The organism is Chishuiella changwenlii, from assembly GCF_900142565.1.
Taxonomy (GTDB): domain Bacteria; phylum Bacteroidota; class Bacteroidia; order Flavobacteriales; family Weeksellaceae; genus Empedobacter; species Empedobacter changwenlii.
The window spans coordinates 1-15,881 of record NZ_FRBH01000013.1 but is presented as its reverse complement, the minus strand read 5'-3'; the positions used below and the strand labels follow the sequence as shown (position 1 = coordinate 15,881).

Annotated in this window: 10 protein-coding genes; 7 read left to right on the top strand and 3 right to left on the bottom strand. The window is 30.5% G+C overall.

All coding sequences use genetic code 11. The annotated features are described in order from the left end of the window. The first annotated feature begins 171 nt into the window (after positions 1-171). The 4 genes from BUA86_RS14525 (at position 172) to BUA86_RS14510 (ending at position 5,186) form a co-directional block, all read left to right on the top strand. Positions 172-1,230, top strand: coding sequence for an alpha/beta hydrolase (locus BUA86_RS14525; RefSeq protein WP_072933879.1), 1,059 nt, complete (start codon positions 172-174; stop codon positions 1,228-1,230). A gap of 222 nt (positions 1,231-1,452) precedes the next feature. After that, positions 1,453-2,961 carry a F0F1 ATP synthase subunit beta gene (atpD, locus tag BUA86_RS14520; RefSeq protein ID WP_072933878.1) on the top strand — a complete coding sequence of 503 codons (1,509 nt, stop codon included), beginning with the start codon at positions 1,453-1,455 and terminating at the stop codon, positions 2,959-2,961. Between the two features lie 83 nt (positions 2,962-3,044). After that, positions 3,045-3,338, top strand: a complete 294-nt coding sequence (locus BUA86_RS14515) for a F0F1 ATP synthase subunit delta/epsilon (RefSeq protein ID WP_072933877.1) — start codon at positions 3,045-3,047, stop codon at positions 3,336-3,338. 261 nt (positions 3,339-3,599) lie between these two features. Then, the gene (locus BUA86_RS14510; RefSeq protein WP_072933876.1) at positions 3,600-5,186 is read left to right on the top strand and encodes a hypothetical protein; all 1,587 of its coding nucleotides are present in this window, start codon (positions 3,600-3,602) and stop codon (positions 5,184-5,186) included. Between the two features lie 57 nt (positions 5,187-5,243). On the opposite strand, the gene BUA86_RS14505 is transcribed toward BUA86_RS14510, so the two are convergent. Then, positions 5,244-5,702 (bottom strand): DUF6314 family protein, encoded by a 459-nt coding sequence (locus BUA86_RS14505; RefSeq protein ID WP_072933875.1) that lies wholly within the window; start codon positions 5,700-5,702, stop codon positions 5,244-5,246. 166 nt (positions 5,703-5,868) lie between these two features. Here BUA86_RS14505 and BUA86_RS14500 point away from each other — a divergent pair, with 166 nt between their 5' ends. Continuing rightward, complete coding sequence (locus tag BUA86_RS14500; protein ID WP_072933874.1) at positions 5,869-6,876, top strand: homoserine O-acetyltransferase family protein; 1,008 nt, start codon at positions 5,869-5,871, stop codon at positions 6,874-6,876. A gap of 262 nt (positions 6,877-7,138) precedes the next feature. On the opposite strand, the gene BUA86_RS14495 is transcribed toward BUA86_RS14500, so the two are convergent. Then, positions 7,139-8,347: a PepSY-associated TM helix domain-containing protein gene (locus BUA86_RS14495; RefSeq protein ID WP_072933873.1), complete on the bottom strand. Its 1,209-nt coding sequence runs from the start codon at positions 8,345-8,347 to the stop codon at positions 7,139-7,141. Beyond that, positions 8,347-10,500, bottom strand: coding sequence for a TonB-dependent siderophore receptor (locus BUA86_RS14490; protein ID WP_072933872.1), 2,154 nt, complete (start codon positions 10,498-10,500; stop codon positions 8,347-8,349). Before BUA86_RS14490 ends, BUA86_RS14495 begins: the two co-directional genes overlap by 1 nt. Before the next feature lie 232 nt (positions 10,501-10,732). Here BUA86_RS14490 and BUA86_RS14485 point away from each other — a divergent pair, with 232 nt between their 5' ends. Both BUA86_RS14485 and BUA86_RS14480 read left to right on the top strand, forming a co-directional pair. After that, positions 10,733-13,882, top strand: a complete 3,150-nt coding sequence (locus BUA86_RS14485; protein ID WP_072933871.1) for a TonB-dependent receptor plug domain-containing protein — start codon at positions 10,733-10,735, stop codon at positions 13,880-13,882. A gap of 9 nt (positions 13,883-13,891) precedes the next feature. Then, complete coding sequence (locus BUA86_RS14480; protein ID WP_072933870.1) at positions 13,892-15,505, top strand: SusD/RagB family nutrient-binding outer membrane lipoprotein; 1,614 nt, start codon at positions 13,892-13,894, stop codon at positions 15,503-15,505. Positions 15,506-15,881 lie beyond the last annotated feature (376 nt).

Sequence of the window (15,881 nt, the reverse complement as noted above, 5' to 3'; positions counted from 1 at the left end):
TATTTTTTTTACAAAGTTAAACGTATTTTGGTATAAAAAAAGTAAATGGTTTTTTTGAGGAATATGATATTTGTTCATATTATTTAGAATAGTTCAAAATAAATTGGTTTAAAATAAAAGCTTTTATATGTTTGCCTATTAAATAATAACAAAACCTTCATTTCAAAAAAAATGAAATATATATTCACACTATTTTTAATCTGTTCTTTTTCTCTTTTAAAAGCACAGACTCCATATACAATTGGTGAAACACATACACTACACTCTTCTATCTTAAATCAAGACAGAATTATTGATATTCAATTACCGAAAAATTATTCTAATGAAAATTTTTCCAAGGGAAAATATCCAGTTGTGTATGTTTTAGATGGCGACTTTAATTTTGCTTTACTCGCATCTTTAGAAAGATTTAGTACAAAGTTTTTATATCGACCACAACCCGAGATGATTGTTGTTGGTATTCGAAATACCGATAGAGCAAAAGATTACACACCGACTAAGAGTAAAGAAAAAACACCAGATAATAAATTGATGTATGAAACCAGTGGCGGAGCAGATTTGTTTGCTAGTTTTATAGAAAAGGAATTACAACCCTACATTAATAAAAAATTTAGAACAAATGGATTTAATGTATTACACGGACATTCATTTGGAGGGTTATTTGCTATTCATACATTAATAAATCATACCAATTTATTTGATGCTTATATTGCTATAGATCCTAGTCTTTGGTGGGACAATAAAGTGGTTTACGAGCAAGCTAAAAAAGAATTTAAAATAAAAGACTTTAAAAATAAATCACTGTATGTAGCATTGGCACATGAAGAAATGGGTTCATCTACTGACCGTTTAGAACATGGTAGCACAATAAAAAAGTTTTGTGAAGAAGTAATGCCAACGAGTAATTTATATTCGTCTTGGAAATATTATCCAGATTATGACCATGGTTCAGTTCCCGTATCTTCAAGTTACGATGCAATGGGAGCAATTTTTAAAGGAATAGAATTACCAGTGAAAGAAATTCCTCAAAATCCAGAATTACTTAAAAATACATATTCTTCTTTCTCTAAAAAAATGAATCATCTTTTTGTACCAGAGGAATCTTTATTAATCGAATTAATAAAGTATACACAAAGAGTAAATCAGCAAGAAAATGCGAAAAGAATAATTGATTATGCGTTAGAGTTGTATCCTAAAAGCAGTCAATTAAAAACAATAAATAAAAACTGAGAATAGGTTTTAAAAACATAATATTCTTTAGAGGATACTATAAAAAGATTAGAAAAATAATCGTAAATTCGGTATTGATTATTTTTCAACAGGTTACAAAAATGTCAAGAGATTAAAGTAGGATTTTATTTTTATGACAAAAATCTTGAAAAGTATAGAGTAAATAATATTGATTTACATTACATTTGCACCCAAATAAAATAAACTAAATCATTACATATAATGGCAAATCAGAAGAAAGGTAAGATTGCACAGGTTATTGGACCTGTAATTGATGTTATTTTTGATAACGCAGAAGGCCTTCCAAATATTTATGATGCATTAGAAGTTCCACGCGCAGGAAAAGAAACATTAATTCTTGAGGTTGAGCAACATATCGGTGAAGATACAGTTCGTTGTATTGCAATGGATAGTTCTGATGGATTACAAAGAGGACAAGAAGTTATCGCTGTAGGACAACCAATTATGGTTCCTATTGGAGAAGAAATCAACGGTCGTGTATTCAATGTAGTAGGAGATGCTATTGATGGTTTAGGGAATTTAGATAAACAAAATGGTTTACCTATCCACCGTCCAGCTCCAAAATTTGAGGATTTATCAACTGCAACGGAAGTATTATTTACAGGTATTAAAGTAATCGACTTAATTGAGCCTTACGCAAAAGGAGGTAAAATTGGTTTATTTGGTGGTGCCGGAGTAGGTAAAACAGTATTAATTCAAGAGTTAATCAATAACATCGCAAAAGGACACGGAGGTTTATCTGTATTCGCAGGTGTTGGTGAGCGTACTCGTGAAGGAAACGATTTAATTCGTGAGATGATCGAATCTGGAATTATCAAATACGGTGACGAGTTTATGCACTCTATGGAAAATGGAGGATGGGATATCTCGAAAGCAGATAAAGAATTAATGAAAGAATCGAAAGCAGCTTTCGTATTCGGACAAATGAATGAACCTCCAGGTGCACGTGCTCGTGTTGCTTTATCAGGTTTAACTTTAGCTGAGTATTACCGTGACGGTGATGGACAAGGACAAGGACGTGACGTATTATTTTTCGTAGATAATATCTTCCGTTTTACACAAGCTGGTTCTGAGGTTTCTGCCTTATTAGGACGTATGCCATCTGCCGTAGGTTATCAACCAACATTAGCAACAGAAATGGGTGCTATGCAAGAACGTATTACATCTACTAAAAACGGATCTATTACATCTGTACAAGCAGTATATGTACCTGCCGATGATTTAACTGACCCTGCGCCAGCTACAACATTCGCGCATTTAGATGCTACAACGGTATTAGATCGTAAAATTGCTTCATTAGGTATTTACCCAGCGGTAGATCCATTGAACTCTACATCTCGTATCTTAACACCAGCAATTATTGGTAAAGAACATTACGAAACAGCTCAACGAGTAAAAGAAATTTTACAACGTTACAATGCTTTACAAGATATTATCGCAATTTTAGGTATGGAAGAGTTATCAGAAGATGATAAATTAGTTGTACACCGCGCACGTCGTATTCAACGTTTCTTATCTCAACCATTCCACGTTGCAGAACAGTTTACTGGTATCCCAGGAGTTTTAGTAGATATCAAAGATACAATTAAAGGATTCAACATGATCTTAAACGGAGAAGTTGATCAATATCCTGAAGCAGCATTCAACTTACGTGGAACAATCGAAGAAGCGATTGAAGCGGGAGAAAAAATGTTAGCAGAAGTTAAATAATATATTTTAACCATATAAAGAGTGCTTATGTTTCTTTTTCTTTAAAAGTTGCTAAGTACTCTTTTTTTTAAAACAATAGGATTATGCACTTACAAATTATCACTCCAGAACACGTAGTTTTCGATGCTGAAGTAGATGCTGTAACATTACCAGGTAAAGATGGTGAGTTTCAGATTCTAAATAACCACGCTCCTATCGTTGCAACTTTAGGTGAGGGAACAGTTAAAATAAAAGTTCACACAAAGACTTTTGAAGATTTTGATAATCAATCAGGAAAAGTTTATTCATCTCCATCTAATGAGAAAACATTATTGTTAGACATTAAAGGAGGAACAATCGAAATGAACAATAATAAAGTGATTGTTTTAGCGAACTAATCATTCTTATCAAAAATATTTTTAAGGAGATCTATATGATCTCCTTTTTTTATTGTTAATAAAATCTAAACAATGTTAAACTTTTCTAACTCATCTAAGTTTATTAAGTACTTAATAAATGAATATGTTTTAAATAATCAGTTTCTAACAATATTATTTTAGAAGAAATTCTTTCTCTAAAGTATATATGATTTATATTATATTGTAATCTGTTGTTTTATAGTTAGTTATATTTTTGTTTAAAAATAACAACCTATAACTATGAAAAGAAAACTACTACTACCATTTGTAGTTCTTTCAATTTTATTTACTTCTTGTAATGAAGACGATGTAAGAAATAATAATTCTAATGAAAATGTAGCATTAGAAAATAGAATGAAAGACAAAAAAATGCAGAAATTTTCTGAAATCTTATCTAAAGCAGTTTATGAAAGACAAGACGTAAGAGAATTTTTAAAAGCTGAAGCATTAAAACAATTTGATAATGATTATGACGTCTTATATTATTTGGTAAAAGATAATATGATAAGTAATGAAACATTTAGAGATATTTTAGTTAATTATTCGTCAGAAGAAGAAATAACGGATATAGAAAGAAATGTTCCATTATTAAATATTCTAATTCCAGAAATTAGTTTCTTTGGTGTTTCTGCGGAGAATTTGGATGTTAACGATAATGAAACTCCAGTAATTTATTCAAATGATGAGAAGACTAATTTATACTTAAATGGAAAAATTGATTTCGAATTTAAAAAAGATGAAGTTCCAGATTTCCACACGTTTGTTGTAAATGAAAATGATAGAGTTGATGTTAATTCTATTAAATATAGTACTAGAAGTAATAAGCAATTTAGTACTAATTCTGTACAAAATAATGTAAGGTTTTTATCATCATATTTTGATGGAAGTAAGCAACAAAGAACGTCACTAAATACCAATTCTGTATCTCAAAGACAATTACATAATAGAGTGATAGAATCTTTTGATTACTTTAACGAGAGTACATTAAATAAAAATAATCCAAAAGAAATCTCTTACCAAAGAGATTATATTTATTATGGAATAACAAATAAAAATTCTTTTGGTCGATTAAACCCTGACGTAAGAGAGTATATTGATTACATTTCTGTTAATCCTTCATTTTATTTTATGTTGAATGAAAATCATGATACGAAGAACAAGCCAACAATTCAGCATAGTACAATTGTTAATAGAAGAAGACCATTAACAACAGAGCAATTAATCGATAGAATGTGGACAAAAGGAGCTTATGAATTTAAATTTGAAATTTTTTCAGATCCAGGTCACGCAACTTCTGTTATTATACCAATAAAACCATCTGAAATCTGGAATTTTAATATTAAATACGACAGAAGACATGGCTCTTTTTGGAGAAGATCAAAGCATACATATAGGATTGACCCTAAAGAATTCACATCAAAAGTTTATCATGTTAAAAGTAGGATTAGTCTAGAAAAGTGGAATATTAGAAATCAATCATTAAACCGTTTTATTAGTATTTCTGAAGGAAATTCAACAGGATTGCTTAGAGAAACATTTTCAAAATCTGTAACAACTATTGCTTCAGGAAAATTTAATAAAGGTTACAAATTAGGAATCGGATCAAAAGTAAGTAGTCAATTAGGAGGACAAGAAATTTTTTCTGAAGAAACAATAACACAAAATGTATTTTCTAGAAATTACAGTGATGATGATTTCGTATTAGCAAAAAATATTAAATTAAATTTTTACGATCCTGTAATTGTTAAAAAAACTCGTAATAACTATACACTATTTAAATATGGTAATGAGGCATTTAGTTTTTCCATTGTTCCTGGAATTCAATAAAAATTAATTATAACTTATAAAACCGCCATTAACAAAAGTTTAATGGCGGTTTCTTTTTTATATCACTTTTTCAAAGAGAGTATCAATTATAAAATTCTTTTTAGGACCATTAATTATCGTTTTCATAAAAAACTCTTCGTCACTTTTAATAACATAATAACTTTGGTAAATATCATTTCCACAGAAGTGTTTTTCTGAGCTTTCAACTTTTTTGTTCTGAAAATCTTCTAACGCATAATGTTGGTAAATCTTACCATTATCTACTCCATCAGCAAAATAAACAGTTAAAGTATCAAGAGAAAATTCGTATAAAAATTTTTTCTGAAATGGAATCAATTTTTTTATATCAAAAAAATATGTTTCACCTTTTTCTGTATAGCTCAAAGAGTTTGATTCACTCTCTTCAAAAGTAACGTAACCTTCAGCTTGACCAGAAAGTAATTCATCCGAATAAATTTCTCTATAAATTGTCCAATCACCTAAAAGAAAAGAAAGAATGGGTTTATTTGTATACATTTTGTTTACTCGTTTATTACATTTGGTTCAAAAATATTGTTTTTAGCTGAAAATATTGTAAAATATTCTGCTTAATAAAGTAATAAAAAATTTAATTCCTAAATCAGAATAATTTAATCTTATTATTAGAAAATTATTCTATTTTTGTTTGATATTTAATAAAATAATGAATCTTCACCAATTTAATTATCCAAAACCATTTGAATTAGAGAATGGCAAAACGTTAGAAAAACTAACAATTACTTATCACACTGCTGGAAAATTGAATGAGCAAAAAGATAATGTAATTTGGGTTTGTCATGCGTTAACTGCTAATTCGGATGTATTTGATTGGTGGAAAGGTTTGTTTGGAGAAGATGATTTATTTAATCCAAAAGATCACTTTATTATTTGTGCAAATGTTATAGGTTCTCATTATGGGACAACGAATCCATTGTCTATTAATCCAAAAACTAATACACCATATTTTAGCGATTTTCCTACAGTAACTATAAAAGATATGGCGAATGCACATCAACTTTTAGCTGAGAGTTTAGGAATAAATCAAATAAAAATTTTAATTGGAGGATCGCTAGGTGGACAGCAAGCTTTAGAATTTACATTGCTCAATCAAACAAAAATAGAAAACCTAGTTTTATTAGCAACAAATGCTGTGCATTCTCCTTGGGGAATTGCTTTTAACGAAACACAGCGTTTAGCAATAGAAGCAGATGAGTCTTTTTATGCAAATAAAGAGAATAGAGGACAGAACGGATTAATTGCAGCAAGAACAATTGCAATGCTTTCTTACAGAACATATGAAATCTATGAAGAAAAGCAAAAGGACTTGAATAATGTTTATGAGAGTTTTAAAGCATCATCTTATCAGAAATATCAAGGACAAAAATTAGCCAATCGTTTTAATGCCTATTCATATTGGTTACTTACCAAAACAATGGATTCTCAGAACATAGCAAGAAACAGAGCGTGTTTAGAAGAAACATTAAATTCGATTAAAGCAAAAACAAAGGTTATTGCTATTTCTTCTGATATTTTGTTTCCCGCAAAAGAACAAAAATTTATAGCAGATCACATTCCTAATGCCTCATATCATGAAATAAATTCAAGTTATGGACATGATGGCTTTCTTGTAGAATTAGATGCTTTAAAAGAGATTTTAAAAGATTTAGCTTAAAATTTTTTGGGCGTTCCCTTCGGTCGGGTTTTCCACTCTATCTTTTACTTCGCTATCTCTTCGTAAAAGGATGACGTTTCAACCCCTAACGCTTTTTTAGATTTTAGGAGGTTATTAAGTTTATAAGTGTTTATGTTTTTAAGTAAATATAAATAATCAACTGTACTGCATATTATATAAAGATATTCTCAATACCCATTCTTCAATTCACTTAAACCTTATTATAAAAAAAATCTGCTTCATTACTGAAACAGATTTTCTATTATTTTGTTTGTGTTTTTTTCTTTTTGCGTCTTCCCCACCAAATTAAAAAACCTGTTACGGGTAAGCTAGCACACATTAAACTCACAATAAATGCAATAATTTTTGTTGGTAACCCTAAGATAGAACCAACATGTAAATCATAATTAGCATTAACTACTTTTTCTCCAAAGTCTTTATCTTCATGATTTCTTACGTGTAAAAGTTCACCAGAATTTTCATCAAAAATAAGATTACTATTCTTGTGGTAAGAGTAAGAAAGTTGTCTTACATATATACTAAAGTTCGGATGCTCGTGATCATCCATGTGTTCGTGACCTAAATCTACAGAGAATGCATATGCATCTGGATTTAACTCTTCTACTTTTGCAGCTACTTTATCTAAAGTTGTATCATTTCTCATCTCAAGAGGAGCAGTTGTTGTAATATGAGAAAAATCTGGATACGTTGTATTTCCTCCCGAGAAAACTACATAAATCATTGCTTGTACAATAAAAAAGGCATAGAAAAGACCTGTTACAGCAAAAATTAAAGAGAATATAGATGAATAGAACCCTAAGACATTATGTAAATCATAATTCTTTCTTTTCCAATTTTTAATATTTTTCCATTTAAACCAAAAACGTTGCTTTCGTGCAGCTTTATTTTTTGGCCACCAAAGGATAATACCAGAAATAAGCATAAAAACAAAAATAGTGACTGGAATTCCTGTAAGCCATTTACCCCATTCAGAATTTAAAAGAAATCCCCAATGTAAAGATTTTACGATATTAAAAAATGCATTCTTCTCGTCGTATACTTTTAATACTTTTCCATTATATGGGTTAACGTATGCAGATTTATATACAGGATATTCCTTAAAGTAATTCCATCCTTTCGGATCATGTTCATACCAATAAAATTGATAAGTCATTGCACGATCAATAGGGATGTTTACCCAATGTATTGGGTATTCTTCTTTTACTTGTTCGTTAACTAATTTTTCTAAAACTTTAAGCTTTAACTTTTCTTTGCTCTCAATATTAGGCTCGTTGTGATATAAATATTTATTACGTTCAAGTCCTTCTATTTCGTCTTTAAAAACGTATAAGGCTCCAGTTAATGAAATAAATAAAACGATAGAACCAATTAGTAAACCGAACCAAAGGTGCAGTTTACCAATTAACTTCTTTAGTTTATTTTCTTTCTTTTTTGCTCTCTGTGTTTTCATTAGAATTTGTATGTCAAGCTTCCAACAGCGTTTACTAATTGTTGCGCATTAGCAGTCGAGTAACCAATCCAATATTTTTGGTTTGTTAAGTTGTCTACTTTTACACCAATTCTAAATTTTTTAGTATCGTAAAATGCATTTGCATTTAATATAAAATATTCTGGTAAGTAGAATGTAGGAGTTATGTAGTTATCGCTTGAATAGTTACCACCAACACCAATACCAAATCCTTTTAAATTACCATTTAAGAATTGATAAGTTGCATTAAAATTCGCTAACCATTTAGAACCTGCTGTTGCTGGTCTTGTTCCTACGTTCGCTTCGTTAACATCTTCTTTAATTATAGCATCATTATATGATACACCTCCAATTACAGAGAATCCTTTCACTAAATAAGCATTAACTTCTAATTCTACACCTTCACTTTTTATTTTTCCTCCTTCTGTTTGTACAGAAATATTATTAAAAAACTCTCCTGTATAAAGAAGTGAGTTTTTTACAGTGATATTGTAGTAACTTAATGTTGCATTAATTTTATTATGAACAATGTTCATTTTTAAACCTCCTTCAAATTGATTTGCAGTTTCTGGATCAGAAAGTGCAATGTTTCCATTTATGTCAGTCGCATAATACCCATTACTTTTAAAGCTGTTTTGGTAATTACCAAATACAGAGAATTTAGTAGGGATAATTTCATAAGTAAAACCAAATTTTGGTGACCAAGCAGCTTGATTGTAAGCTTTTGTATCATTACTGTATAATTTTCCGTCTTTAGAATCATTACTTTCATAACGAACAGCAGCCATAATGTTTAATCCTGTTGTAGGTGTAAAAACATTTGAAATGTAAGCACTGTAAGTATCTAAAGTACCTAAAATTGGATATTCTGTTGGTGTTGAATTATTATAAAAATCCTGTAATGTATTACCATTCATATTAGAGTAATCACCTCCTTTAAATGGAACCCAATCAAAATTTGCAGAAATAAACATTTGATTATTTTTCGTTCTCATGTAATCAGCTCCTACAACAGTTCTGTTACGCATGTTTCCAAACTGATAATCAAAGTTGAAATTTTGTTGGATTTGGAAAGTTGTTTTCTTACTATCTCTTGTTGATTGATCTGCTCTTACAACTCCAAATTCTGTTGGGTTAGTTGGATTTGCACCAATAGCAAAGTAAGGGCTGAAGCCATTCGATTTAGAAAAAGCAGAACTTAAATTAGTTGATGATTGGATATGATCAGTAATCTTATAGTTTACTTGTCCAAATACATTTCTAACGCTAGATTTTGTTTTTAAATCATCTCCAACATAAGATTGCTTATAATCTAGTCCATAAGTTTTTTCAACCTCTTTGATACTTCTTAAACCTAAGCTAGGCAAGTAAAAGAACATTTGCTCTGCCATTGCTTTGTTTTCAAACATTTCTAGGTCTACGTTAATATCTAATTTATCATTTAGTTTATAACGTAAAGATGGAGTAAATGCATAAAACTCATTTCCTACATTCTTTTTCTGAAAAGTTCCTGTATTTGTATAAGCAGTATTTAATCTAAACATTAAAGATTTATCATTTGTAATAGGAGCGTTGATATCTGCTTGTGCACGATAAAAATTATAACTACCTCCAGCTATAGAAACGTTTCCTCCAAAATTTTCGTAAGGTTTTTTCGTTACTCGATTAATAATACCACCATAACTTCCAACATTACTACCAAACATAGTAGCAGAAGGTCCTTTTAACACTTCCAATCTTTCTAAGTTAACAGCATCTATAGTAGTTGTAACAGGAGCTACTAATCCGTTACGTAATGCATTATTTGTTTGGAAACCTCTCATTGTTACAAACGCTCCACCATCTCCAGATCTTCCTGTAGAGTTCCATAGTTTTTGTAATCCAGTAACGTTTCTATAGGCATCGTCAATAGTAAATAAGACCTGATTTTCTAATACAGATTTGTCAACACTAGAAAATACCTGTGGGTTTTCAATAAACTTTAAAGGCATTTTATTTGATGAGTCAGTATCTTTTTTGATGAATGTGTTAATAATAACTTCATCAAGATTATTTGTAGTAATTGAGTCTTTTTTTTCTTGTGCAAATATGACCCCAGATAGTAAGACTGAAGCTATTACAAATGACTTTTTCATTTCTTAGAATTTTTTGCAAATGTAGTAATGTATTTTTAAATTATTCTAAATAAATTTAAAATAAGGTGTGTTAAACGGGTATTTTGTTTTTTTATAGTTAGTTATCTATTTTTAAATACCACAACTATATTATTGATTATTAAATACTTAAGTTGTTTTGTTAATGTTTTCATAACATTTAGTTAACGTATAAGGCATTTATAACAATTAATTTTACCGCAAAATAAAAAAAGTGAAAAAGAATGTTTTTAAAATAGCTTTATTAACGTTTCTATCATTTTCTTTACAATCCTACTCTCAAGAAACTACCAAAAAAGACTCTACTTCAACTGAAAATTTTGAAGAAGTTTTTGCCATTCCAGAAGTTGTTGTTACAGCTTTAGGTATAAAGAAGGAAGTAAAAAAACTTGGGTATGGTGTAACAGAAATAAAAGGAGATGACGTAAGTAAAGTGAGAGCCTCTAATCCTTTAGAAGCTTTATCTGGAAAAGTAGCAGGTTTAAATATTGGAGCAAGTACAGAAATGCTTGGTAAACCAGAAATTGTACTACGAGGTAGTAAAGACTTGTTATATGTGATAGACGGAGTTCCTATTAGTTCTGACACATGGAATTTAAACCCAAATGATATAGAAAGTTACTCTATATTAAAAGGGCCTAATGCGGCAGCCCTTTACGGATCAAGAGGTATTAACGGAGCAATCGTTATTACAACTAAAAAGGGAACCAAAGATAAAAAAGGATGGTCTGTAGAATATAGTAATACTACAATGTACGATTTTGGTTTTACTGCAATTCCAGAAACCCAAACCGAATACGGAATGGGGACAGGTTACAGATACAGCTATGGAGATGTTCTGTACGATACGGGACAAAGACTACCAACTTGGGGACCAAGATTCGAAGGACAATTAATCAAACAATACGATAGTCCTTGGGATCCAGTTAACAATTTTAGAGAAGCAACTCCATGGACTGCTAGAGGAAAAAGAAACTTCGAAAATTTTACTCGAGTAGGAGTTGTTAGTACAAATAACATCTCAATTTCTGCTTCTGGGAAAGATTATAATTTAAGAGCTTCTTATAATCACTTATTCCAACAAGGAATGTTTCCTAACACAAAACTTAATGCAGATAATTTTAACATCAATGTAAATTATAATTTAAGTGATAGGCTTACTGTAGATGGTAGCTTAAACTTCAATTTACAATATACACCAAACATTCCAGATGTAAACTATGGACCAAATAGTTACATGTATATGTTCAAAGTATATGGATCTGCACATTATGATGTAAACGATCTTAGAGATATTTACAAGGGACCACAAGGAGTACAAGACCTTATGCAATATTCACCAGAATATGGACGATTAAATAGTGCATGGTTTATGGCAGACAAGTGGTTAAGAGGTCACCAAAAGACAGATGTTTACGGATATTTAAGAGCAAATTATAAAGTATCAGACCGTCTTAGTGTAAGTTTAAGATCACAAGTTTCTACTTGGAACCAAACAAGAACAGAAAGTGTTCCTGCTTCAACGAACTTAAATGATTATGTGCCATGGTACACATTTGGTTGGTACGGAGATTACAGAGAAGATAAAAGAGAACTTTTAGAAAATAATACCGACTTAATTGCAAATTATAATCAAAAAATAGGAGGTTTTGATATATCAACTTTAGGAGGAGTAAACATGCGTTTATTTCAATATAATTCTAGTTGGGCGACTACTAAAGGTTTAGCAATTCCAAATTTATATACATTATCTAATACAAAAGCTCCTGGGTTAAATTACAGTTGGGGATCAGAAATGAAAGTTTATAGTGCTTTCTACTCTGTAGATTTTGGTTATAAAAAGTATTTTAATATTAATACAACAGGAAGGGTAGATAATTTATCTACATTAAGAAAAGGAAATAATACATTCTTTTATTCTTCAGCATCCCTAAGTACTGTATTAACAGACTATATAAAATTTGGAAAAGGAATTTCTTATTTAAAATTAAGAGCGTCTTTTGCTAATGTAAAAGGAGCATTAACATCTCCTACAATAGGTTCTGCTTATGAAGCAACTACTGGTTTAAGTACTGGAGCTGGATCAAGAATTGGAGGAAGAGGATTATTAGGATATGGTGCAGAAATACGTACATCTTATGATGGACCAACTTATTCTAATCAAAACTCCTATACTTCAAACACTTATTACGGCGGTTTACCTTCTTTAGATTTTAGTCAAACATCTGCTAACAGAGACCTTCAACCATTTCAGAGAATATCATACGAAACAGGTTTTGATGCTAAATTTTTAAGAAATAGAATAGGATTAGATTTTACTTATTTCAGAACAATTAATGGTCCTCAAATTTTTGAAATTGAAAACGCTCCATCTGTTGGTCAAACAAAACACAATATTAATGGTTTAACAACCTTAAACCAAGGTTTTGAAATTAGTTTAAATGCACACATTATCAAACATACAGGTAATGGATTCAACTGGCGAGTTAATGCTAACTGGAGTACATATAAAGAAACCTTAAAAGATATCGCACCTGGTTACGATGAAATCTGGTTAAATGGAAACAATTACAGAAGAGGAGATCGTTTAGATGCTTATTATGGGAAAAAATTTGTACGCGATGGTAGTGGGAACATTGTTCATAATGCAGCAGGGTTAATTTATCAAGCACCATCAGGAAATGAGCAAAACGGATTTTTAGGAAACTTAAATCCAGATTTCTCTATTGGGATTACAAATAATTTCTCATACAAAAACTTCGAACTTAATTTCCAATGGGATGCAAGAGTTGGAGGGAAAATTTATGACTTTATGTATTCTCAGACAATGAATGGGGGAACAGGTATAGAAACAACAACAGGAGAGTTTGGAGATGCACGTAGAAGAGAGTGGGAATCTATGAAAGCAAATGGAACTATAACGCCTTCTTATGTAGGAAATGGAGTTGTAATTGTTTCTGGAACTCCAAGATTTCAAAATGGACAGATTACCAACTTAGATGAACTAACATTCGCTCAAAACACAACTCCAGTAGCATTACAAAGTTACATCACAGGAAATAACGGTTTATATGGAAATGAAGAATATTTTATGATTGATAGAACTTATGTAAAATTAAGAGAAGCAAGTTTAACATATAATCTTCCAGCAAAATTCCTAGAAAAATCAGGCTTACAAGCGGTAAGTTTTTCTCTTGTAGGACGTAACTTATTATACTTTGCACAGAGAAGAGATATGGATTTAGATACATTCCCTTCAGGATTTAATGCTACAGATCGTACAGCAGGAGGTACAAAAGGTAATGTTGGTCTACAGTCAAGTTCAACAAGAAATATAGGATTTAGCCTGAATTTAAAATTCTAAACTTTAATTATGAAAAAATCATTTTATTCTAAACTTATAGCTTTAGGAAGTATTATTCTATTACCAATGTCTTGTATTAACAACGACGATTTATTAAATAATCCTAACTCTATACCAGAAAGTGGAATTGTTCCACCAACTTTAATTCTAAATCGTATTACATCGCATTTAGTAATGCCAGAAGAATTCTTTTTCGACCAAGCTCACAGACAGAATCAATACTTTGTAAGTAACTATTCTTACTATTGGGGAACAAATTTCTATAACTGGACAAATTCAAAGGATCAATACAGTCTTTTGTTATATGCTAATAGATTAGAAGAGCAAAACGAAAAATCTACAAATGCTAACGATAAAGCATACTATGCTGCGTTATCAAAATTTTTCAAAGCATATAGTTTCATTTGGTTATCTCAAAGAGTTGGTGATATACCAATGAAAGAAGCAGGAGATTCTAAAAACTTAAGACCAAAATACGATACACAAGAAGAAGTATATGTTCATAGTTTACAATTGTTAGAGGAAGCAAATGAATTATTAAATAATCTTCCAGTTGAAATTCAAAACAGAGTTGCAGATGCATCAGGAGATATTTTTCATTTAACTTATTTACAATGGCAAAAAGTAATTAACTCTTTTCATTTAAGAACATTAATTAGTTTGAGTAAAAGAGCAGATGATACGCCAGAGCTTAAAGTAAAGGAAACATTTGCTAAGATTATAAATAATCCACAAGATTATCCATTACAAAGTTCAAACAAAGACAACATGTCGTATGTTTTTAATCAAGACCATAACCCAAATCCTATCTTTAGAAAAAGGGCTTATACATATGGTGCTAACATTAGTAAAACAATATTAGATTTAACAACATCTTCATTAGACCCAAGAACGTATGCTTTTGCTACACCAGCTCCAGCTAAGTACAATACAGAAGGTTTAGATGTTGCAGATTTTAAAGCCTATGTAGGAGTAAGTACAAATACAGGACAAGCAGAAATTTTTGCAACAACAGATACAGAAGGTATTGCAACAAATGATAGAGGGCCATATTCTTATATGAATTATAAAAGATATCTTTCTTCTCAAGACGGATCAAATTCAGAACCCTATACAGTTATAGGTTACTCAGAATTATGTTTCAATATTGCAGAAGCAATCAACAGAGGTTGGATTTCAGGAGATGCAAATCAATGGTATTTAAATGGAATTAAAGAATCTTTAGAGTTATTTGGTTTAAAAGATGGACAATCATTTTCAATAGGTGATCGTACAGGAGGAGATTTAGGAGAAGTAAAAATAAATGTTGATCAATTCCTAAATCATAAAAATGTAGCTTACAAAGGGAATAATAGCCAAGGATTAGAACAGATTATTCAACAGAAGTATATCGCTTTTTTCTGTAATTCAGGATTCGAGGCTTTTTATAACTGGAGAAGAACAGGTTTTCCAAAATTTGAAGAAGGTGGTGTTGGTATAGGAACAGCAACAAACAAAATACCACTTCGTTGGATGTATCCACAAGGAGAAATAACATATAACTCAGAAAATTATTTACAAGCAATTCAGAGACAATATAACGGCTCTGATGGTACATTTGATAAAATGTGGCTAATAAAATAAAGCATAAAATTATAAAGACCTTATCTATATAGATGAGGTCTTTTTTTTATTTTTGAATAATACGCAACACTATGTGTTGCTTTCTTCCCGAATCGTTAACCTCAAAGTATTTTGTGAAGCCAACTTTTTTGGGGAAGTTGCCATTACAAAATAATCATGTCCTTTTATCCCGATGCTAGAAGTTGGAAACTTGAAGCTGGTTTTAAGATATAAGATTATAAGAAATAAGGTTTTTCCCTAATCTTTACTTTTGTTCTCTGCGTAATCTTTGTGTCCTTTGAGATTAAATAATATAGAAGTTAGATTTTAGTTTTAAGATGTAAGACTATAAGATATAAGGCTTGTTTTGTCATGACTGTCGAAGCATCATTACCTA